Origin of the sequence: Micromonospora sp. RTGN7 (assembly GCF_033804645.1) — a bacterium.
Classification (GTDB): domain Bacteria; phylum Actinomycetota; class Actinomycetes; order Mycobacteriales; family Micromonosporaceae; genus Micromonospora.
On the sequence record NZ_JAPZLF010000022.1, the window covers coordinates 85,920 to 109,106 of the forward strand.

10 protein-coding genes and 1 pseudogene are annotated in these 23,187 nt (G+C 71.5%); 6 read left to right on the top strand and 5 right to left on the bottom strand.

Going from position 1 to position 23,187, the window contains the following annotated elements; genetic code table 11:
* Positions 1–231 precede the first annotated feature (231 nt).
* The 4 genes from SNR22_RS25100 (at position 232) to SNR22_RS25115 (ending at position 11,725) form a co-directional block, all read left to right on the top strand.
* Entirely contained in the window at positions 232–1,638 is a 1,407-nt protein-coding gene (locus SNR22_RS25100; protein ID WP_320069115.1) for a DUF1996 domain-containing protein, read from the top strand.
* Positions 1,639–1,773: 135 nt separating this feature from the next.
* Positions 1,774–4,812, top strand: coding sequence for a discoidin domain-containing protein (locus SNR22_RS25105; RefSeq protein WP_320069116.1), 3,039 nt, complete (start codon positions 1,774–1,776; stop codon positions 4,810–4,812).
* Positions 4,813–5,057: 245 nt separating this feature from the next.
* Positions 5,058–7,934, top strand: coding sequence for a discoidin domain-containing protein (locus SNR22_RS25110; protein ID WP_320069117.1), 2,877 nt, complete (start codon positions 5,058–5,060; stop codon positions 7,932–7,934).
* 125 nt (positions 7,935–8,059) lie between these two features.
* A complete protein-coding gene (locus SNR22_RS25115) occupies positions 8,060–11,725 on the top strand; it encodes a discoidin domain-containing protein (RefSeq protein ID WP_320069118.1) in 3,666 nt (1,221 codons plus the stop codon).
* Positions 11,726–12,037: 312 nt separating this feature from the next.
* Here SNR22_RS25115 and SNR22_RS25120 read toward each other — a convergent pair whose 3' ends face one another.
* The 3 genes from SNR22_RS25120 to SNR22_RS25130 form a co-directional block, all read right to left on the bottom strand.
* Positions 12,038–14,092, bottom strand: coding sequence for a glycosyl hydrolase family 28-related protein (locus tag SNR22_RS25120; protein WP_320069119.1), 2,055 nt, complete (start codon positions 14,090–14,092; stop codon positions 12,038–12,040).
* Positions 14,093–14,182: 90 nt separating this feature from the next.
* Entirely contained in the window at positions 14,183–16,306 is a 2,124-nt protein-coding gene (locus tag SNR22_RS25125) for a discoidin domain-containing protein (RefSeq protein ID WP_320069120.1), read from the bottom strand.
* 942 nt (positions 16,307–17,248) lie between these two features.
* Positions 17,249–19,333: a cellulase family glycosylhydrolase gene (locus SNR22_RS25130; protein ID WP_413775701.1), complete on the bottom strand. Its 2,085-nt coding sequence runs from the start codon at positions 19,331–19,333 to the stop codon at positions 17,249–17,251.
* 233 nt (positions 19,334–19,566) lie between these two features.
* Here SNR22_RS25130 and SNR22_RS25135 point away from each other — a divergent pair, with 233 nt between their 5' ends.
* On the top strand, positions 19,567–20,187 hold the full coding sequence (locus tag SNR22_RS25135) for a YdcF family protein (protein WP_320069121.1): 621 nt from the start codon (positions 19,567–19,569) through the stop codon (positions 20,185–20,187).
* Between the two features lie 144 nt (positions 20,188–20,331).
* On the top strand, positions 20,332–21,039 hold the full coding sequence (locus tag SNR22_RS25140) for a glycosyltransferase family 2 protein (protein ID WP_320069122.1): 708 nt from the start codon (positions 20,332–20,334) through the stop codon (positions 21,037–21,039).
* A gap of 61 nt (positions 21,040–21,100) precedes the next feature.
* On the opposite strand, the gene SNR22_RS25145 is transcribed toward SNR22_RS25140, so the two are convergent.
* Positions 21,101–22,294 (bottom strand): DUF418 domain-containing protein, encoded by a 1,194-nt coding sequence (locus SNR22_RS25145; RefSeq protein ID WP_320069123.1) that lies wholly within the window; start codon positions 22,292–22,294, stop codon positions 21,101–21,103.
* Between the two features lie 170 nt (positions 22,295–22,464).
* Positions 22,465–22,686 (bottom strand): annotated as a pseudogene (locus SNR22_RS25150) (MerR family DNA-binding transcriptional regulator); the annotation flags it as partial.
* Positions 22,687–23,187: the final 501 nt, after the last annotated feature.

Genomic DNA, 23,187 nt, shown 5'->3' on the forward strand with positions numbered 1-23,187 from the left:
GAGTCAACGGTGGATCCCGGCGTGGGCTGCCCACCGTCCGGTTCCGTGCGTCCACCGGCCTTCGAGGGTCGATCGTATTGACGTATGTGAAATTTCGGCGTAACACTTGGAGAGCGCTCTCCGAGTGCGTGGTCCGGCGGCGATCCTGATCCCGGGCCAGGTGCGGCACGAGCGGGCCACCGGCCGGCGAGACAGCCGGAGCGCAGCCGTCCTACCCCTGGAGAGGTCATCATGAAGACCGACAGACCACGGCTCAGGAGAACCATCGCGCCCGTCGCCGCCCTGACGCTGACGGCATCACTGCTGGTGGCGGGCGTCCCGACGGCGCAGGCCGCGGAGACCCTGCTGTCCCAGGGCCGGCCGGCGCTGGCGTCGTCCGTGGAGAACGGCGAGGCCCCCGCCGCAGCCGCCGTGGACGGGCGGACCGACACCCGCTGGGGCAGCCAGTGGGCCGATCCGCAGTGGCTCCGCGTCGACCTGGGTGCCGCCGCCACGGTCAGCCGGGTGGTCCTGCAGTGGGAGTACGCCTACGCCAGGGCGTACCAGATTCAGACCTCCACCGACGGCACTGCCTGGACCACCGTCCACAGCAGCACCACCGGCGCCGGTGGCACCGAGAGCGTCGCCGTCACGGGCAGCGGCCGGTACGTCCGGCTGTACGGCACCCAGCGCGGCACCGGCTACGGCTACTCGCTGTACGAGTTCAAGGTCTACGGCTCCGTCGGGACCACCCCGCCGCCCACCGGCGGACCCGGCTACGTGCCGGCCGACCCGCCGGTCACCGGCGTGGTCCCGTCCACGGCGATCCCGCCGCCCACCAACCCGCCGACCACCCACCACGAGTTCCAGGCGAACTGCTCGGTGAGCCGGTCGAATCTGCCTGACGACCCGATCGTCTTCCCGAACCTGCCGGGCGCCTCGCACTCGCACACGTTCATGGGAAACACCACCACGAACGCCGGCACCACGCTGGCCTCCCTCCGGGCCGGCGGCACCTCCTGCATCACGCCCGGGGACAAGACGGGCTACTGGATGCCGACCCTGTACCGGGGCGACACCGCCATCCAACCGGTGGGCCGGCAGGTCATCTACTACAAGAGCGGCGTCATCGACTACCGCAGCGTCCGTCCCTCGCCGCTCGGCCTGCGGTACGTCGTCGGCAGCCCCGCCACCACCCTGGAGGAGTTCCGCAACGCCCCGGGCGCGGTCGAGGGCTGGGAGTGCGGCGACAGCGTCCGCAACTGGGACTTCCCGGCGTCCTGCCCGGCCGGCAGCCAGCTCAACATCCGCTACCAGGCGCCGAGCTGTTGGGACGGCCGGTACCTGGACACGCCCGACCACAAGAGTCACATGGCGTACCCGACCGTCGGAGTCTGCCCGACCAGCCACCCGGTGGCCGTACCGATGATCGAGTTCAAGATGGCCTTCCCGGCCAGCGGGGACATGTCCGGGGTCCGGCTGGCCAGCGGCCGGGGCTACTCCTTCCACTACGACTTCTACAACGCCTGGGACGCCCCGACGCTCAACGCGCTGGTGACCCACTGCGTCAACGGCGGGCTCCAGTGCGACCCGCGCGGCTTCGACCAGTACAAGCCCGAGCGCGGCGCGGCGCTCAACGCCAACTACGAGCTGCCCTGACCGGCGCCGTGCGGTGACCGGGGGCGACCCGCCCCCGCCCCCGGTCACCGGCCCGGACACGAACATCATCCGCCGCCATCCGCCGCCATCCGCCGCCGTCCTCGCGTCGGCGTCCCCTCTCCGACAGGCAGGCCCATGACCGTTCACTCTCCCGTCCCCCGCCGCCGATCACCGTTGCGGCACCGGCCCGCACTGCTCGTCGCCGCCGTCGTCGCGCTGGTGGCGGCGTACCTCGTGGTCGCCCAACCTGACGCGTACGCGGCCGATGTCCTGCTGTCGCAGGGCCGGCCGGTCACCGCGTCCTCCCAGGAGGGGCCGGACGTCGGCGCGGCCAACGCGGTCGACGGCAACGCCGGCACCCGCTGGTCCAGCCAGTTCAGTGACCCACAGTGGCTGCGTGTCGACCTCGGCGGCACCGCCACCATCAGCCAGGTCGTCCTCCAGTGGGAGGGCGCGTACGGGCGGGCGTACCAGATCCAGACCTCGGCCGACGGCGTCACCTGGACCACCGTGTACGGCACGGCCACCGGGCCCGGGGGCACCGAGACGATTACCGTCGCCGGCAGCGGGCGGTACGTGCGGATGTACGGCACCGCGCGGTCCAGCGGCTACGGCTACTCGCTGTACGAGTTCAAGGTCTACGGCTCGCTCGGTGGACCGACCACACCCCCGCCCACCAGCCCGCCGCCGGTCCCCGGCGACTGGCAGACCGTCTGGACCGACAACTTCACCGGCCCCGCCGGCACCTCGCCGTCGGCGGCGAACTGGCTGCTGCGCACCGGCACCTCCTACCCGGGCGGCGCGGCGAACTGGGGCACCGGCGAGGTGGAGACGGCGACCGCGTCGACCGCGAACGTCCAGCTCGACGGCGCCGGCCGGCTGAGCATCCGGGCGATCCGGGATGCCGCCGGCGCCTGGACCTCGGGCCGGCTGGAGACCCAGCGGGCCGACTTCGAGCCGCGCGCCGGCGAGCAGTTGCGGTTCACCGCCGTGCTCCGGCAGCCCGACGTGGCCGACGGCCTCGGGTACTGGCCCGGGTTCCGCGCCACCGGCGCCGCCTTCCGGGGCAACTACACCAACTGGCCCGGCGTCGGCGAGACCGACATCATGACCGACGTCAACGGCCGCGGCGAGCTCGCCCAGACCCTGCACTGCGGCACCGCGCCCGACGGGGTGTGCGCCGAGTACACCGGCCGCTCCAGCGGGCTGGCCACCTGCACCGGCTGCCGGACCGGCTATCACGAGTACACCCAGGTCATCGACCGGACCAGGACCGACGAGGAGATCCGCTTCTACCTCGACGGGCGGCAGACCTGGGTGGTCCGCGAGTCGCAGGTCGGCGTCACCGCCTGGAACGCCGCCGTGCACCACGGCTTCTTCCTCCGGCTGGACCTGGCCGTCGGCGGCTCGCTGCCCAACGCGATCGCCGGCCGGAGCACCCCCACCCCGGGGACCACCTCGGGCGGGGTGCTCAGCGTCGACTCGGTGACCGTGGCCCGGGCCACCGGCACGGTCCCCGCCGCGATGACCGACCCGCCCACCCCGGCCGGGCCGAGCACGGTGCGGGTGACCGGCACCCAGGGCAACTGGCAGCTCCAGGTCAACGGCGCGCCGTACGAGGTGCGGGGGATGACCTACGGGCCGCCGCAGGCCGCCGCCGACGGGTACGCGCGGGACCTGCGGAACATGGGCGTCAACACGATCCGGATCTGGGGCGTCGACGACACCCACACCCCGGCCCTGCTCGACCGGGCAGCCCAGCAGGGCATCAAGGTGGTCGTCGGGCACTGGCTCAACCAGGGCGCCGACTACGTCAACGACACCGCCTACAAGAACACCGTCAAGGCCGAGATCGTGGCCCGGGTCAACGCGTTGAAGAACCGGCAGGGCGTGCTGATGTGGGACGTCGGCAACGAGGTCATCCTGACCATGCAGGACCACGGGCTCCCGGCCGACGTGGTCGAGGCCCGGCGGGTGGCGTACGCGCAGTTCGTCAACGAGGTGGCCCAGGCGGTCCACGCCGCCGACCCGAACCACCCGGTCACCTCCACGGACGCCTACACCCAAGCGTGGACGTACTACAAGCGGTACGCGCCCGCGCTGGACCTGCTGGCGGTCAACTCCTACGGCGCGATCGGCACCGTGAAGTCGGACTGGATCGCGGGCGGCCACACCAAGCCGTACCTGCTCACCGAGGGCGGCCCGAACGGCGAGTGGGAGGTGCCCAACGACGTCAACGGGGTGCCCGACGAGCCGACCGACCTGGCGAAGCGGGCCGGCTACACGGCGAGTTGGAACGCCATCAAGGGCCACCCCGGCGTGGCGCTCGGGGCCACCGAGTTCCACTACGGCCTGGAGAACGACTTCGGCGGGGTGTGGCTCAACGCCACCACCGGCGGGTGGCGGCGGCTCGGCTACCACGCGCTGCGCCAGGCGTACACCGGGCAGGCGGCGGCGAACACCCCGCCGGAGATCACCGCCATGTCGGTCAGCCCGCAGACCGCCGTGCCGGCCGGCGGCACCTTCACCGTCGACGTGACCGCCGGGGACCCGCAGGGCGACCTGGTTCGCTACCAGCTGATGGCCAGCGACAAGCACATCACCGGCAACCGGGGGCTGACCAACCTGACGTTCACCCAGACCGGGAACGGGCGGTTCACGGTGCGGGCCCCCGAGCGGCTCGGGGTGTGGAAGGTCTACGTGTACGCCTTCGACGGGCACGGCAACGTCGGCATCGAGCAGCGCTCCTTCAAGGTCGTGCCGCCGACCGTCCCGGGCACCAACCTGGCCCGGGGCAGGGCGGCCACCGCCTCCTCGTACCAGCCCACCGGTGCCAACGGCCCGCAGCTACCCGGGTACGCGGTCGACGGCGACCACGGCACCCGGTGGGCCAGCGAGTGGGTCGCCACCGCCTGGCTCCGGGTCGACCTGGGCTCGGTGCAGTCCTTCGACCAGGTCCAGCTCGCCTGGGAGACGGCGTACGCCACCGCCTACTCGGTCGAGGTGTCCAACGACGGGAACACCTGGACGACGATCTACTCGACCACGAGCGGCGACGGGGGCTTCGACGACCTGGACCTCTCCGGCACCGGCCGGTACGTGCGGGTCACCGGCACCAGGAAGGCCACCGACTACGGCTACTCCCTCTGGGAGTTCGGCGTCTACCGCAGGTGACCTCGCCGTGGGGGGGGGGGGGGCCGGCGGGGGGGCGGGCGCCGCCCGGGGGCCGGCCGGCGGTCGCGGCCCGCGCGCGGGCGGGCGGTCCGGCCCCGCCGCCCCGCCGCCACCCTCCATCGGCTGCCCTGCCGGTGGCCGCAGCACCGCTGGCCCACGGCCAGCACGACCGGAAGGAGGAGCAGCCGCAGCGAACCACCCTTCCACGGGGACCTGGCCTGCTGACGAAACGGAGAGCCACTCACATGGCCCACCACACCACCGGCACCACCGTTGCACCCACCGGAAGACCCGTCCGCGCCGCGCTGGCCGCGTTCGCCGGCGCCGCGCTCGTGGCGACCGCCGTCTCGGTCGTCTCGTTCTCCACCGCGACCCCGGCCCGTGCCGCCGGGCTGTCCCCGTTCGACATCGTCGGCCGCGGCGCCACCGTGCCGTTCGTCGAGCACGAGGCGGAGAAGGCGGCGCACACCGGCACGAAGATCGGCCCGACCCGCTACTACGGCCAGTTGCCGTCCGAGGCGTCCGGCCGGGAGGCGGTCACCCTCGACGCGGTCGGCGAGTACGTCGAGTTCACCCTCACCGTCCCGGCGAACGCGGTGACCTTCCGCTACAGCCTGCCCGACAACGCCGCCGGCACCGGCCGGGACGCCAGCATCGACCTGCGGGCCAACGGCTCCCTGGTCAAGGCCGTCCCGGTGACCTCCAAGTACGGCTGGTACTACGGCGGATACCCGTTCAACAACAACCCGGGCGACACCAACCCGCACCACTTCTACGACGAGACCCGGGCGATGTTCGGGACCACGTACCCCGCGGGCACGAAGATCCGGTTGCAGGTCTCCTCGACCGCGCAGTCGCCGACCTTCACCATCGACCTGGCCGACTTCGAGCTGGTCGGCGGGGCGATCGCCAAGCCCGCCGGCGTCCTCGACGTCGTCACCGACTTCGGCGCGGACCCGAGCGGGGGCACTGACTCGACGGCGAAGTTCCAGGCGGCGGTCGACGCCGGCAAGGCCCAGGGCAAGGCGGTCTGGATTCCCGCCGGCACCTTCACCCTCTGGGACCACGTCGTCGTCGACGGGGTGACCCTGCGCGGGGCGGGCCCGTGGTACTCGGTGCTCGGCGGCCGGCACCCCACCGACCGCAAGCGCGCGGCCGGCATCTACGGCAAGTACGTCCCCGGTGGCGGGTACACCGGGGAGATCCGGCCGCACGAGGCCGGCGGCCCCAGCCGCAACGTCACGCTGCGCGATTTCGCCATCATCGGCGACATCCGGGAGCGGGTGGACGAGGACCAGGTCAACGCCATGGGCGGGGCGATGTCGAACTCGGTGGTCGACAACGTCTGGATGCAGCGCACCAAGGTCGGGGCCTGGATGGACGGCCCAATGGACAACTTCACCATCCGCAACAGCCGGATCCTCGACCAGACCGCCGACGGGGTGAACTTCCACTGGGGCGTCACCAACTCCACGGTGACCAACACCTTCGTCCGTAACACCGGCGACGACGCCCTGGCGATGTGGGCGCAGAGCGTGCCGAACGTGAACAACTCCTTCACCCGTAACACGATCGGCGTCACCATCCTGGCCAACCACCTGGTCAGCTATGGCGGCCGGGACATCAAGATCACCGACAACGTGACGGCCGACTCGGTGACCAACGGCGGCGGCATCCACGTCGCGAACCGCTACCCGGGGGTGCAGGGCGACACCGCGGTCAAGGGCACCTGGACGATCGCCCGCAACACCCTGATCCGTAACGGCAACTCCGACTACAACTGGAACTTCGGCGTCGGCGCGATCTGGTTCTCCGCGCTGAACGAGGCGATCCAGGGCGCCACGATCAACGTCACCGACACCGACATCCTGGACAGCTCCTATGCGGCGTTGCACTGGATCGAGGGCCAGACCAGCGGGATCAACCTGAACAATATCCGCATCGACGGGGCCGGAACGTACGCGTTGCAGGTGCAGGCGCCCAGTCAGGTGTCGTTCACAGGCGTGCGCGCCACCGGGATCGCGCAGAGCAACCCGATGCACAACTGTGTGGGCAGCGGCTTCCAGATCACCCAGGGCGCCGGCAACTCCGGCTGGTACACCGCGACCCCGTACTGCGGGCCATGGCCGGCGCCGCAGTGGGGCAACGGGCCGACCAGCCCACCGCCCACCGGCACCCCGCCGCCCACCACGCCGCCCCCGACCACGCCGCCCCCGACGACCCCGCCGCCCGGCGGGAACCTGGCCCAGGGCCGGCCGGTGACCGCGTCGAGCGTGTCGCAGAACTACCTGGCCGGCAACGCGGTCGACGGCAACGCGGCCAGCTACTGGGAGAGCGCCAACGGTGCGTTCCCGCAGACGCTGACGGTCGACCTCGGCGCGGCGGTGAGCACCAACCGGATCGCGCTGAAGCTGCCGGCCGGCTGGGAGAGCCGAACCCAGACCCTCTCGGTCGCCGGCTCGACGGACGGCTCGGCGTACTCGACCCTCGTCTCCTCGGCCGGGTACACGTTCAACCCGGCGACCGGTAACGCCGTGTCGATCGGCCTTCCGGCCGGCAACCGGAGGTTCCTGCGGCTGACCGTCACCGGCAACACCGGGTGGCCGGCGGCCCAGCTCTCCGAGTTCGAGGTGTACGGCGACACGCCGCCGCCCACCACACCCCCGCCCACTACACCCCCGCCGCCGAGCACGCCGCCGCCCACCGGGAACCTGGCGCTGGGGCGTCCGGTCAGCGAGACCAGCCACGCCGACGTGTACGGCGGCGGCAACGCCGTCGACGGCAACGCCAACACGTATTGGGAGAGCGCCAACAACGCCTTCCCGCAGTCGCTGACCGTCGACCTGGGCGCCGCCCGGTCGGTGTCCCGGGTGGTGCTGAAGCTGCCCCCGGCGACCGCGTGGCAGACCCGTACCCAGACGGTCGCGGTGCTCGGCTCGACCGACGGCTCCTCGTACACCACGCTGAAGCCCTCCGCCGGCTACGCGTTCAACCCGGCCAGCGCCAACACCGTGACCGTCACCTTCCCCGCCGCCACCCAGCGGTACGTGCGGGTGACCGTCACCGGCAACACCGCCTGGCCGGCCGGGCAGCTCTCCGAGTTCGAGGTCCACTCCGCCTGACGGCGCCAGTCTCCGGGCCGGTCGGCCGTCCTCGCGACCCGGCCGGCCCGGCAGCCCCACCCCGCCGCGGCACCCCCCGGCCAGCGGCGGGCACCACCACCCCCGAGAGAAGGTGCAGCTCCGCCATGCCCGGAAACAGCACGAGACGACGTACCCCCAGCCGGTGGCTGACCGCAGGACTGCTGGCCACCGGACTGCTGGTCTCCGGCGTCCCCGCCCTGCCCGCCGCCGCGTCGCCCGCCCCGGCCGGGGCCCGCGTCGGCGCGGCACCGGCCGCCGCGCCGGCGCCCGCGACCGCGGCGGCCCTCGCCGGTATCTCCGCCACCATGACCGCCAGCAGCGTCAGCCAGAACTACGTGCCGGCCAACGCCAACGACGGCAACCCGGACACCTACTGGGAGAGCGCCAACAACGCCTTCCCGCAGTGGCTCCAGGCCGACCTCGGCGCCACCGTCACCGTGGACCGGGTGGTGCTGAAGCTGCCGCCGGCCGCCGCCTGGCAGACCCGTACCCAGACGCTGTCCGTGCAGGGCAGCACCAACGGCTCGTCCTTCACCACCCTGAAGGCGTCCGCCGGGTACACCTTCGACCCGGCGACCGGCAACACGGTGACCATCACGTTCGCCGCGGCCAGCAGCCGGTACGTCCGGCTCAACCTCACCGCCAACAGCGGCTGGCCGGCCGGCCAGGTCTCCGAGTTCGAGCTGTACGGGCCGGCGGCCGGGGACACCCAGGCACCGAGCGCGCCGGCCAACCTGGCCTACACCCAGCCGGCCAGCGGTCAGATCAGACTGACCTGGACCGCCTCCACCGACAACGTGGGGGTGACCGGGTACGACGTCTACGCCAACAACGCGCTGCGCGGCAGCGTCGCCGGCACCGTGCTGACCTACACCGACAACCAGCCCGCCAGCGCCACCGTCTCCTACCACGTGCGGGCGCGCGACGCCGCCGGCAACCAGTCGGCGAACAGCAACACGGTGACCCGCACCGGCAGCGGCACCGGCGGCACCAACCTCGCCGTCGGTAAGCCGATCACCGCCTCGTCGTACGTGCACACGTTCGTTGCGACCAACGCCAACGACAACAATGCGGCGACGTACTGGGAGAGCAACGGCCAGCCGGGCACCCTGACCGTGCAGCTCGGGGCGAACGCCGCCGTCAGTTCCGTGGTGCTGAGGCTGAACCCGGACTCCTCGTGGGGCCCCCGCACCCAGACCGTGCAGGTGCTCGGCCGGGAGCAGAGCGCGTCGGCGTTCACCAGCCTGGCCGGCGCGGCCAGCTACACGTTCAACCCGGCGTCGGGCAACACGGTGACCATCCCGGTCTCCGCCACCGCCGCCGACGTGCGGCTGAACATCACCGCCAACTCCGGCGCCCCGGGCGGGCAGGTGGCCGAGTTCCAGGTCATCGGCACTCCGGCCGCGAACCCGGACCTGAGCGTGACCGGCCTGTCGGCCAGCCCGGCCAGCCCCACCGAGACCGACGCGATCACCGTGTCCGCCACCGTCCGCAACGCCGGCACGCTGGCCTCAGGCGCGACCAACGTCAACCTCTACCTGGGCGGCGTACGGGTCGGCACCGCCTCCGTCGGCGCCCTCGCGGCCGGCGCCTCGAGCACCGTCACGGCGAACATCGGGGCCCGCGCGGCGGGCAGCTACCCGCTGAGCGCCAAGGTCGATGAGGCCAACACCGTCATCGAGCAGGACGAGACGAACAACAGCTACACCAGCCCGTCTCCGCTGGTGGTCAGCCCGGTCGCCAGCTCGGACCTGGTCGCCCAGTCGGTCGACTGGACGCCCGGCAACCCGTCGGCGGGCAACACCGTCACCTTCTCCGTCACCCTGCGCAACGCGGGCACCGTCGCCTCGGCGTCCGGGGCGCACGGCGTCACGCTGACCGTGCTCAACGACGCCGGCACCGTGGTCCGCACCCTGACCGGCTCGTACTCCGGTGTGATCAACGCCGGGGCCACCGTGGGCCCGGTCAACCTGGGCACCTGGACCGCCGCGAACGGGAAGTACACCGTCCGGATGGTGCTCGCCGTCGACGCCAACGAGCTGCCGGTCAAGCAGGCCAACAACACCAGCGAACGGCCGCTGTTCGTCGGGCGCGGCGCCAACATGCCGTACGACATGTACGAGGCCGAGGACGGCGTGGTCGGCGGCGGCGCGGCCGTGATCGGGCCGAACCGGAACATCGGCGATCCGGCCGGCGAGGCGTCCGGGCGGCGGGCGGTCACCCTCAACAGCACCGGCAGCTACGTCGAGTGGACCACCCGGGGCAGCACCAACACCCTGGTCACCCGCTTCTCCATCCCGGACGCCCCGGGCGGGGGCGGGATCAACTCCACGCTGAACGTCTACGTCAACGGCACCTTCCACAAGGCCATCGACCTGACCTCCCAGTACGCCTGGCTCTACGGGGCCGAGGCCAGTCCGGGCAACTCGCCGGGCGCGGGTGGGCCGCGGCACATCTACGACGAAGCCAACGTCATGCTCAACTCGACCGTCCCGGCCGGCAGCAGGATCCGGCTGCAGAAGGACCCGGCGAACACCACCACGTACGCGATCGACTTCGTCAACACCGAGCAGGTCGCGCCGACCGCCAACCCGGACCCGGCGAAGTACACCACGCCGACCGGCTTCACTCACTCCGACGTGCAGAACGCCCTGGACCGGGTGCGGATGGACACCACCGGCACCCTGGTCGGGGTCTACCTGCCCGCTGGCAACTACTCGACCGCGTCGAAGTTCCAGGTGTACGGCAAGGCGGTCAAGGTGACCGGCGCGGGCCCCTGGTACACCCGCTTCAACGCCCCGTCGGGTCAGGACAACACCGACATCGGCTTCCGGGCCGAGAACTCGGCGGCCGGCTCGTCCTTCGCGAACTTCGCCTACTTCGGCAACTACACCTCGCGGATCGACGGCCCGGGCAAGGTGTTCGACTTCTCCAACGTGTCGAACATCGTGATCGACAACGTCTGGAACGAGCACATGGTGTGCCTCTACTGGGGCGCGAACACCGACTATATGACCATCAAGAACTCCCGGATCCGCAACATGTTCGCCGACGGCATCAACATGACCAACGGGAGTACCAACAACCTGGTCAGCAACAACGACGCCCGGGCGACCGGCGACGACAGCTTCGCGCTCTTCTCGGCGATCGACGCGGGTGGCGCCGACATGCGGGACAACATCTACGAGAACCTGACCTCCACCCTGACCTGGCGGGCCGCCGGGGTGGCCGTCTACGGCGGCTACGCCAACACGTTCCGCAACATCTACATCGCGGACACCCTGGTCTACTCGGGCATCACGATCAGCTCGCTCGACTTCGGGTACCCGATGAACGGCTTCGGGGCCGACCCGCCCACCAGGTTCGAGAACATCTCGATCGTGCGGGCCGGCGGGCACTTCTGGAACGGGCAGACCTTCCCGGCGATCTGGGTCTTCTCCGCCTCGAAGGTGTTCCAGGGCATCCGGGTCAGCGACGTCGACATCGTCGACCCGACCTACAGCGGCATCATGTTCCAGACCAACTACGTCGGCGGTCAGCCGCAGTTCCCGGTCAAGGACACGATCTTCACCAACATCTCGATCACCGGAGCCCGTAAGAGCGGCGACGCGTTCGACGCCAAGTCCGGCTTCGGGATCTGGGTGAACGAGATGCCGGAGGCGGGTCAGGGCCCGGCCGTCGGCTCGGTCACCTTCAACAACCTGCGGATGAGCAACAACGCCCAGGACGTCAAGAACACCACGTCCACCTTCACCATCAACAGGAACTGACCCACGGCACCACCACCGGACGCCGTCGGGGGATCACGCCCTCCGACGGCGTCCTGCCGCGCGCGGCCCGGCCCGTCCCGCGTGGGTCGGGCCGACACCTACCTATAGATGGGCAAGACCGCAGCTTCTACGACACCTACGGCTCGGACAGCGGCCGCACGGCCTGAAGCGCACCCTGACGTACGGCACCAAGATCGGGCACACGCCGGGCGCCCAGCCGGTGAGTCGCTCCGCCCCGGCCGTCCATAGCCGGACGGCGGGGCTCGGTGCGGGCGCCGGCGGGCGGGTGGTCCACCGCCCGCCGGCCCCGGCTCACCAGGAGGACGGTGGCGGCGGCGGGACGACCGGTGGGCGATCGTCGCAGGTGATGGTGTTCGGCAGCAGCCATGGGGCGAGCCAGCCACCGTCGTTGCCGCTGAGGTCGGACAGGGAGAACTCGGAGCCGGCCGGGGTGAAGTGGAACGACCCGCAGTTGTTGACCCCGACCGCGCCCACGTTGCGGGCGTCCACGTCGAGGAACGAGGCGGAGCCCGCCGAGCGGGCGCTCACCACCGAGGTTCCCGTCCCGTCGACCCGGATGTCGCGGAACTGGACGTTCTTGATCGAGTAGAGGTCCTTCACCGGCCAGTCGCTGACCAGCATGACGGCGTTGTAGGTGCTGTCGAGGTAGTGGTCCCCGACCACCTCGATGTTCGCGTCGATGTCCCGGTCGAGCGCGTAGAACCAGATGGCCCCGAGCCCGATCTTCCAGTTCAGCTCGTACGTGCCGGCGCGGACGGTGGTGTTGCCGGTGATGAGCAGCCGCCCGGTGAACGGCTCCGCGCCGAAGCGGGACCCGACCTGGATGGCGCTGCCCTCCCGGACCGGATCGGCGACAAGGTTGTTCGACACGGTGTTGTCGGTGCCGCCGTAAAGGGCGATGCCGTTGGCGAGCACGGGGGACTGCACGGTGTTGTGGTCGAACCTGTTGCGGGCGTTGCCGGTCTTCTCCGACCACATCGCGAGCCCGTCGTCACCGGTGTTGCGGACGAAATTGTGCGCGACCAGCGAGTCGGTGACGCCGGTGTGGAAGTTGAGCCCGTCGGCGATCTGGTCGACGATGACGTTGCCGGTGACCCGTACGTTCGTCATCGGCCCGTCGAACCAGATGCCCACCTTGGTGTGGCGCAGGTACAGCCCGTCGATGGTGGAGTCGCTCATCGCGCCACCGATCGCGTTGACCTGGTCGGTGTCGATGCGCTCGCGGACGTCGCCCTCGATCGCGAAGCCGGCGAGGTGCACGTTGCGGCTGCCGCCGTCGGCGGCGTCCCGGCCGTAGAAGCCGACGCCGGTGTGCACCGAGCCGTCCGGGGCGGGCGTCGGCAGCGCGACCTCACGCCCCTTGATGATCGTGTACCAGCTTCCGGCGCCCTCGATCGTGACGTCGTCGACGACGATGTGCCGGTTCACCTGGTACGTACCCGGCGGCAGGTAGACCGGAAGGTCCGCCCGCCGGGAGAACGCGATGGCCCGGTCCAGGGCGGCGGCGGAGTCGCGGCGGCCGGTCGGGTCGGCGCCGAAGGCCAGCACGTTCGCGGCGGCGAGCCGGACGCGCGGCGGGGCGACGAGCTCGGAGTCGAGCAGGTCGATGACCGTCCATGCGGAGCTGCTGTCGGCGGGGACGGTGAGTCGGACCCGGTCACCCGCCCGGTACGTGCGGCCGAGCAGCAGCCGCTGCTCGTCGTAGAAGTGGCTGGGGCGGAACGGGGTGGGAATGCGCGGGTACGGGGTGGTGGCCGACGGCACGCACGAGCACTCGGTGATCCACCAGTCCGGGTGCAGCAGCCCGGCGCCCGGGTCGTTGGAGAACGGGTACTGGTTGTAGAGCCACGCGTACTGCGAGGTGAGGGTCATCGTCCGGACCTGCCGGTGGTTCACCGCCACCTCCAACGGCGCGGTGATGCCGCCGCCGCCCGGCGCGTCAGGGATGCTGTAGCGCACGGTGATCGCGTTGGCCGCGTTCGGCAGGGTGAACTCGACGTACCGGCCGGGGGTCAGCCGGACCGCCCGGCGGCCGGAGGCCTCTGCGGGCAGGGTGTAGGCGGAGCGGTCGGGACCGATGATCTCGCCGTCGGTGGTGGCGTTCTCCGCCTCCTGCGCGATGAAACCGACGTCGGCGCCGCGGCCCGCGACCAGTTGCGGATCGAGCCCGGCCCGGGTCACGACGGGGCCGGCGCCGGCGGGCGGGCCGGCGGTCGCGGGGGCGGGGGCCCCGGCCAGGACGCCGAGGGCGGTCGTGAGCGCGACGGCGGCGGCGACGGATGCCCGGGTTCGGTGCGGTTGTCGCCGCGCCGGCCCTCGTGCCGCAGGGATGATGCTCCGGGACATGGGTGACTCTTCTCTGTGGGTGGTGGGATCCGGCCGCGCGGCGGCCGGTGGACGGGCTGCGGGAAGCGCGGGGGGACGCCTACGCCGCCACTACCCGGCGTATACCTCCAGCTGGGACAGTTGCGCCGCCGGCCAGCCGGTGTTGCCGGTGACCCGGATCCGCACGTACCGGGCCGGTGTCGCCGGCACGGTGAGGGTCACCTGGTTGCCGGTGGACGGGTCGAAGACCCGTCCGGCGGGCGCGACGAGGGTGCTCCACGCGGTGTCGTCCGGGCTCACCTCGACCGAGAGCGTCTGGGTGCGTCGCTGCCAGGTGGCGGCGGCCGGGAGCCGGAGCACGATCCGTCCGATGCCGACGGTCGTGCCGAGGTCGACGCGCACCCACTGCGGGAACGCGTTGCTGGCGCTCTCCCAGTAGCTGTCGGGGTTGCCGTCGACGACGTTCGCGCCGCCGTAGGTCTGGACGTGACCGCTCTCCGCCGTCGGCCGGCCCCGGGCGAGGTCGGTGGTCGGGGTGGGTGTGCCGGTCGGCGCGTACACGCCGATCTGGGCGAGCTGGGCCGCCGGCCAGGCGGTGTTGCCGGTGACCGTGACCCGCAGGTGCCGGGCGGCGGTCGTGGGCACGGTGAGGGTCGCGGTGTTGCCGGTGGCCGGGTCGAAGCGGACCCCGGCCGTCCCGGCGAGCGTCGTGAAGGTCGCGCCGTCGGTGCTGCCCTGCACCGTCACGGTCTGGGTACGGGCCGCCCAGCCGGCCGGCACGGCGAGGACGATCCGGGCCACCTGGTGACTCGCGCCGAGGTCGACCTGCCACCACTGGGGAAAGGCGCTGTTGCTCGACTCCCAGTAGCTGCCCCGGTCGGCGTCGACGGCGTTGCCGGCGACGAACGGGCCGTTCTGGCTGCTCGCCGCCGTCGGCCGGCCTGCGGCCAGGTCGCCGCCGGGCTCCGGGCCCGGGCCTCCGCCGACGACCGGCGGCGTCGGCCGTACGGCGGTGAGGGCGAGCTGACCCTTGAACATCCGGCCGCCGTCGGCGGTGATCCTCAGGTAGTAGTCGGCGGAGCAGGCGGTGCCGTCCTCGTCCAATGCCCGGATGCCCACCCCGGCCGGGGTGGTCGCCTGCGTCTCGCTGGTCTTGGCGATCTGGTTGCCCTCGTTGAACTCGTCGAACATCGACACGTAGAGGCCCTGGGCGCCGAGCCGGGTCAAGTTGTAAAGGTGCCGCCAGTAGAAGTCGCCGTGGCGGCGGTGCCCGGACGACAGGTCGCCCGGTAGCACGCAGGGCTGGTAGTCGATGCCGTGTGCGTCGCAGTCGGCCTGGTCGGGCACGTTGACGTTGGTGTGGAACCAGTCGAGCCCGTCCAGGGTGCCGGTGCGGCCGACCATCCACGGCGAGATCATGTGGAAGGCGTGGTAGACCTCGGAGAAGCCGGGCCGGGAGTCGTTGATGCCCTGCCGCCAGTAGGTCGGCACGCCGCCGATGACGTAGCAGCCCTGGGCCTTGAACCAGTTGATCACGTCGAGGCAGGGCGCGGGCGCGAAGGGGCGGCCGTCGTCGTTGAAGCCGTACCCCCAGATGCAGACGACGGGCCGGCCGTTCTGCCGGGCGTACGCCGGGGAGGCGGTGTGCGCGGAGATCCGGTTGGTCCAGTCCTCCTTGATCTGGGACTGCATCGTCGTCCAGCCGGTGACGTCGTACATGATGTAGAACTTGCGGCCGAAGCGCTCGGCCGCGCTGCGGACCTTGACCGTCATGGCGTCGCGCGTCGGCCCCTCGTCGCCGAACGGGTTGAACCGTTGCAGGGCGGCGGTGTCGCAGCCGTGCTCCTGCATCCAGCGGAAGTGGGTGTCTACGGTCTGCTGGTCGTAGGAGGAGAAGAGCTGCGCCGGCTGGCCGTTGCCGAGGGCGGGGTACGCGGTGGTGTAGCCGCGGGTGTATTCCCGCATGTCCGGCCAGGACACGATGGTGGTGTTGGCCGGGGCAGGCGGCTGGAACCGGTCGCGGCTCCAGTGCCACCAGCCGCCGATGGGCGCCCCGTCGCCGGGGCAGCTGAACCAGCCCTGGTAGCCGACCGAGACCTTGCCGACGACGTCGCCGGGCGGGCTGGCTGCGAAGGCCGTGCCCCGCAGGGCGAACACCAGGTCGGCCGGGGAGACGGCGGCGAGGGCGGAACCCGCTGCGAGGGATCCGATCAGCCGCCGACGGGAAACCGTCATGGCTCCACTCCTTCCGGTTGGTGAAGACATTGAGAGTCATCGTGTCAGCAGTCGACTACGTCGTGCAAGAGTTGAACGGCTTTACGAAATATTGCGACTGCATGCTGAAGGAAGTTGATATCCCGCCTGGCGGGGAACGCGGTCCGCCTCGGTCGGCGTGGAGACGGTCCGGCGACGTCCGGACCGGCGCCGATGGGCTGGAGCGGGAGGAGAACAACCCGGACCCCGTGCCGGACGGGGCCGCGCGTGACCGCCGGCGGCGCGCCTCGCTTCTGTCGCCTGGACGCCGGCGGACCGTCACTGGTGGGACTCGGCGGTCTTCAGCCGGAGCATCCGGGTGGACGCCGGCCTGCGCCGCCGGGTGGTCGGGGTGCCACGGCAGCTGGCGGCGGCCGCCTATCGCCGGCTCGGCGGGGGCGCGTTGCCCGACGAGGAGGCCCTGCGCGGCCACTTCTACGACGGGCAGCCGTTGTCCACGGCAGCCCCGGCCCGGCCGACACCCGGATCTACCGGATCCTGTTCGCTGCGGACCTCGCCCCGGACGGGCTGGCGAAGCTGCACGAGGCCTGGCGGATGGAGAGGGCCGGTGATCCGGCCGACCCGGGGTCGCGGGTCCTCGGCGTGGCCGGACGCCGCGTCGGGGTCGACTCCTTCACCTGGCACCTGCGCCGGATCGGCGGTGGCGGCCCCTGGTGCCTCGACCTGACCGCCGAGCTGGCCACCAGCCGTGACGACACCCTCGGGCCGCTACCTGCGCGAGCTGGCGACGACACTGCGGATGTAGGGGCTCATCCCGGTCACGATCGAACGTTTCTCCTGACACCGACCGGGCCGGGGCGACGGCGGCGCTCGTGACGGCGGCGCGGCCCGGTCGTCCCCACCGTGCGGCCCGGTCGTCCCCACCGTGCTGCATGGGGGGACGACCGGGCCCCGGCCGGGCGGTCAGCCGACGGTGCCGGTGACGGCGCTGCCGGACCTGGTGACCTTGTACGTCACTTTCTCGCCGCTCCAGAAGTGGAAGGTGAGGGTCACCGGCGCGTTGTCGTTGACCTCGGCGAAGAAATCCGAGGTCAGGGTGATCGCGTTGGTGGTGTAGTTCGGCGCGAACGTGCGGTCGAACTCCTTGAACGATGTCCAGTTCTGCGGACCGGCGTTGCTGCCGTCGGCGTACTTCGCCTCCATCGTGGCGAGCTGGTCGCCCCGGAACTGGGTGGGTACGGCGAACGAACTGGTCGTCCCGGTGGCGTTGGCCAGGATCGGCCGGTCGTAGGTGAGCACGTTGATCCGCCACGGGACGCCCTGCGAGAACCGTGCGTGCAGCGTCGCGTTGACCCCGTACGCCCGGTTGCCGGTCAGCCGGGTCAGCGCGGACGCGGTGAGCGTGAGCTGGCTGCCACTGACGGTGTAGTCGGTGCCCTGGACCAGGTCGGCGGTGCCCTGCCGCAGACCCTGGAACGTGGCGCCGTTGAGGTTCAGCGTGATCGTCTTCGCCGAGATGGCGCTGGCCTTGGCGTTGAACACCAGGTCCGTCGAGGCGGTGCCCGAGCGGGTGGTCCAGCTCGACTTGAGCTGCGCGATCAGCTCCGGATCGCTCCACTGCAACGAGGTCCGGCCGAGGTGCTGGCCGTTGTCCCACAGCATCGTGGTGAGTTTCCTGGTCCGCGCGTAGTAGCCGAAGTACTCGAAGAACTTCAGCTTCTCGCCCTGCTCGATGGTGCCGGTGCTGCGGTCGAAGCCGAGCAGGCCGTACTCGCCGATGATCACTGGGATGCCCTTGGCGACGAAGGCGTTGTACACCCGGTCGAAGGAGTCGGTGAGGTCCTTCTGCGCGGTCGCGTCGAAGTGGGTGCCGCCGGCGATGTTCACGCTGAACGGCCAGTAGCCGTAGTAGTGCACGGTCGCGATGAGGTTGCGGTCGTTCAGCGCGGTGAACGTGGCCGCCAGTTCGTCGACCCGGGCCTGGTCGGACGAGGTGTGCAGGGTGGGCAGCACCAGTAGGCGGGTGGCGTTGTTGCCGCCGGACTGCCGCACGATGGTGCGGAAGGACGTGTTGAGCTCGTTGAGCAGCGTGGCGTTCTGGGCGTCGCCGGAGCTGCCGGTGAACTGGGGTTCGTTGACGCTCTCGAACACCAGCTTCGCCGACGAACTGCGGAAGGTGCTCGACAGTTGGGTCCAGATCGCGTTGTACTTGGTCAGCACGTTGGTACGGTCGGTGGGCATGGTGTTGATCCACTGCCATGAGTCGTGGTGGATGTTGATCATCACGTAGAAGCCGTCGGCGAGGGCCCAGTCGACGACCTCCTTGACCCGGTTGAGGTACGCCGCCTCGATGGTGTGGCTCGGTGCGCCGCCCAGGTGTGCGCTCCAGGTGACCGGGATGCGGATGCTCTTGAAGCCCTGCGACCGCACGTTGTCCAGCAGCGCCTCGGTGATACGCGGGTTGCCCCAGGCGGTCTCGTCGGCGCCGACCGCGTCGAGGGAGTTGCCCAGGTTCCAGCCGGGCTGCATGGCGGCCACGGCCGCCATCGCGTCACCGGTGGGCGGGGGAGTGGTCGGTGGTGGCGTGGTCGGCGGCGCGGTGGTGGGACCGGTGCCGCCGGTGCAGGCGACGCCGTTGAGCGCGAACGCGGTGGGGTTCGTGTTCGCGCCGGACCACGACCCGTTGAAGCCGAACGACACGGTCGCGTTCGTGGCGATGGTGGCGTTGTAGCTGACGTTGGCGGCGGTCACGTCGTTGCCGGCGGAGGTGACCGTGGCGTTCCACGCCTGGGTCACCCGCTGTCCGGAGGGGAAGGTCCAGGTCAGGCGCCAGCCGTTGACCGACTCGCCGAGGTTGGTCACGCTCACGTTCGCGCCGAACCCGCCCTGCCACTGGCTGCTGACCTGGTACGTGACGGCGCAACCGGCCGCCGCCTGGGCGGGGCCCGTCAGCAGCACGCCGATCGCGGCCAGCAGCATCGTGACGGCACTGGTGAACGCGCCGATCCGCCATCGCGTACGTCTTCTGGGGTGCTGGAGAACGGTCATGACGCTCCTTGCCGGGACGTGGTGCCGCTTCGAAGGTGGTGGCCGTCGTCGTGCGTGGACGGCGGTCGGATCGCCGGCAGATTAAGTTGTCAATCTAAACTTTGTCAATCGTCGCATGCCGATATGTGCGATGGCTGGACTGCGATTACGGCAGGCCCGGGCCGCCTCCCGGCCATCCGGCTACGCTTGTCAGACAGCCGCCGAGGGGAGGACACACGTCGCCGACCGCCACCGTGCTCATCGTCTTCGGCCGGGGCGTGCGACGCTCCGGCACGACCTGGGCGCTCACCCCGGCCAGCACCGCGCGGGTGCAGGCCGCACTCGACTACGTCGCCGCCAACGAGGCGTCGTTCCGGCGCGCCGCCGCGCGCGGCAACCTGCCCCGAGTGGTGTTCAGCGGCGGCTGGGCGGAGGCCGCCGAGGGTGCGGACCCGCCGCCGGCCGGGTGCCGCGAGGCCGACCTGATGCTGCGGCACGCGCTCGACTCCGGCCTCGACCGGTACGCGGAGCTACACGCCGAACCGCGCTCGCGCAGCACCCTGGAGAACCTTCTGCGCACCGCCGAGGACGGACTGTTCGACGGTCACGTCTTCGGCCCGAGCCACCCGCTGGGCATCGTCTCGCACTCCTGGCACCTGCCGCGGGTCAGGTACCTCGCGCGCCGGGCGCTCGGGCTGCGCGGCGGAGCACTGCTCGACGTCCCCGCGACCGGCGGGGAGCCCGAGCCCACGGGGTGGCCCGAGAACGCCGTACGCCTCGCGTCCCGGCTGTGGTTCCTCGGCGCCGGCGACCCCGGGGGGCTGCTGCGCCGCGAGCGGGCGATGATCGCGTTGCTGCGGCGGGCCGGCGGCTGAACCGGGGCCGGGCGGCCGGGCTCAGGCCCGCCCGGGGCAGCCGGTAGCAGCCGGTGGCGGACGGGAGGTGACGCGCGAGCGCCGACGGGGTACAGGACCGTCGACATCGGATCGGCCGATGTCACGAAAGGGTGGGCGGGTCACATGATTGTTCTCGCGCCGGTGTACGAACCGCGGCAGCGGCTGCTCGCCTTCGTCCGCGACCTGCGTGACGCCGCCCCCGACGCCCGCGTCGTCGTGGTGGACGACGGCAGCGGCCCGGCGTCCGCGTCGGCCCTCGACGCCGTGCGCGAGCTGGGCTGCGAGGTCCTGCGCCACGGGACGAACCGGGGCAAGGGCGTGGCCCTCAAGACCGGGTTCCGGCACATCGCCCGGTCGCATCCCGGCCACGACGTGGTCTGCGCCGACGCCGACGGTCAACACCGTGTCGCGGACGTCCTGCGCGTCGCCGGCGCCCTGCACGACGACGAACGCATCGTGCTGGGCGTGCGGCGCTTCGACGGGACAGTCCCGTTGCGCAGCAGGATCGGCAACGGCGTCACCGGCCTGCTCTTCCGGGCCGCCACCGGCGTCGGGGTCCGGGACACCCAGACCGGCCTGCGGGCGTACTCGCACGCCCTGCTCGACTGGCTGCTCGCGGTGCCCGGCGAGCGATTCGAGTACGAGATGAACATCCTGCTCGAGGCGGTCCGGGACGGTCACCCCGTGCGGCAGACCGTCATCGCCACCACCTACCTGGCGGACAAGGAGTCCTCGCACTTCGCGTCGCTCAGCGACTCCGTACGGATCTACCTGCCGCTGCTACGGTTCACCGCCTCGACGCTGCTGGCCGCGCCCCGCCCACGCCGGTAGTGTCGCGCCCCGCACGAGCAGACCGGCGGGAAGCCGCGACCCACCGAACCCCTCGGGGCGGTCAGGACGGCCGGTCCAGCCGGCGCAATACCGCCCGCTGGGCCGCCTCCAGCGGCCCCGCCCCGAACCGGCCCGTCCACCAGCTCGCCACCAGCACCAGCGTGCCGCTGACCCCCGCCCACAGGCCCAGCACCCACCAGGGCGCGGCCCCCTGCCAGGATCGGGCCAACCCCAGCCCCCAGCCGTAGCAGACCACCACGCACAACACGTTCTGCAGGACGTAGCAGGACAGCGCGGTACGACCCACCGCGGTCAACCCGGAGGTCACCGCGCCCGGTGTGCTCCGCCGGTCCAGCAGCACCCCGACCAGGCCGAGGTAGCCCACCGCCAGCAGCGGCGCGCAGACGTACCGGTCGACCAGGAACAGCTCCGGCCCGGCCAGCGTGGTCGCGGCGTTCAGCGGGAGCCCGACGCCCAGCCCGAGGCGGAGCAGCCGACGGCGCAGCGCGCGGCCACGGTCGTCGGTGCCGAACGCGCCGGCCCGCAACAGCCGCACCCCGAGCAGGAACAGGAAGACCAGCAGCCCGAAGCTGATGATCGGCTCGGCGCGCAGCGGCAGCCAGTTGGCCAGCCGGAAGGTGACCTGCGCGAGGTAACCACCCTCGGTGAAGAACCGGCCGGGCGCGTCGGGAACGGCCCGCTCGTCGGGCGGGGCGAGCGCCAGGGCGAGGGTGAGCAGCCCCATGAGGGTGAGGTGCACCCCGGCGGCCAGGGACATCGCCACCTTCTGCACCCGCGCCGAACGGGCGAGCAGCCACGCCACCAGCAGGGCGGTCACCGCGTACCCCATCAGCACGTCGAAGGCGAACACCAGGACGAAGTGCAGCGTCCCCTCGACGAACAGCAGCAGCGCCCGCCAGCCGTACCGGCCGGGCCAGGCCCGGCCCCGGGACACCGCAGAGCCGTGCTGGATCGCCAGGCCGACCCCGAACAGGATGGTGAGCAGGGCGAGGAACTTGCCGTTGGCGAGGAACCGGAAGACCCCCTCGGCGACGGCGGCGACCGGCCCGCCGGTCAGATTGGCGGTGGCCGACACCGCGGCGGCGTCGACCAGGAGCCGGGCCTCCGAGCCGGGGGTGGCGAAGATCCACACGTTGGTGGCGAGGGTGCCCAGGATCGCCACCCCCCGCAGGACGTCGAGCAGGGCGATCCGGGTGCCGGTCGGGCCGGCGGCGGTGGTGACGGCGGTGGCCAAGGGGGCTCCCTCTCGGGGTACGGCGGCTGACGCTGTCAACGCTGTCAGCCGCCGTACCGCCCGGCCTCCTGCTGGCTGGCGAGATCGGGGTGCTGCTTTCGACGGACCCGGCGTCCGCCACAGGCGGCGCGACGACGCCCGTCAGCCGGTCGGCCGCTCACCGTGACGACTTCCGGGTAGAGGCGGAACCCGCCCTCGCTGTGCGCCGCGGAGCCGATCAGCCCGAGCTCCTCGTAGTGACGGATGGTGCGGATCCTCAACCCGACCCGCTCGGCGACCTTGCCGATCTGCGCCAGCCGGCCGCCGGGGTGTTCCGGCCCGGGCGCTCGTCGGCGCCGCCTGCCGCCTGCGCCGCACCTGCCCGAGAGTTCCCGGTGGGTGACGCTGGTCATGGCCGCACGATCAGGGCAGGGGTGCTGGTAGACGGCTCTGCCGAGGGGGTGTCCGGCTCGCACCACCGTCAGCCCGAGCGGGCAGAGCTGCGCAGGGCCTGGTGTGCAGCCCTGAGTCGGTCGGTTGACCAGGGAAGACTCGCGTCGCACGCGCCGGAGCATCGGCTTCCTCCCGGCTGGCAGGGGGCCGATTTGGCGCGGTGGAGCCGGCGGGGTACTGTTCAGCGCCGGCAGGGAAACGGGCGCCAAGCGGGAAACCGCGGCGGACGGCCTGCCGGATCCCAGGAAGCGTCCGGCGAAAGTCGGTCGATGAATGGTGCCCGCAATGAGAATGGAAGCGGTTCGAATCGGGAAATGCCGATTTGACAGAGCGAAAATCGGCGGGTAACTTAGTAAAAGTGCCCGGCGCGAGAGCGGCGGGTGCGAGGAACGGAACGGTGAACGGAAATGCCCCGGATGGGCTCCCATTGTGTGGGGGTTTCGGATGGTGTGTGGTTGTTC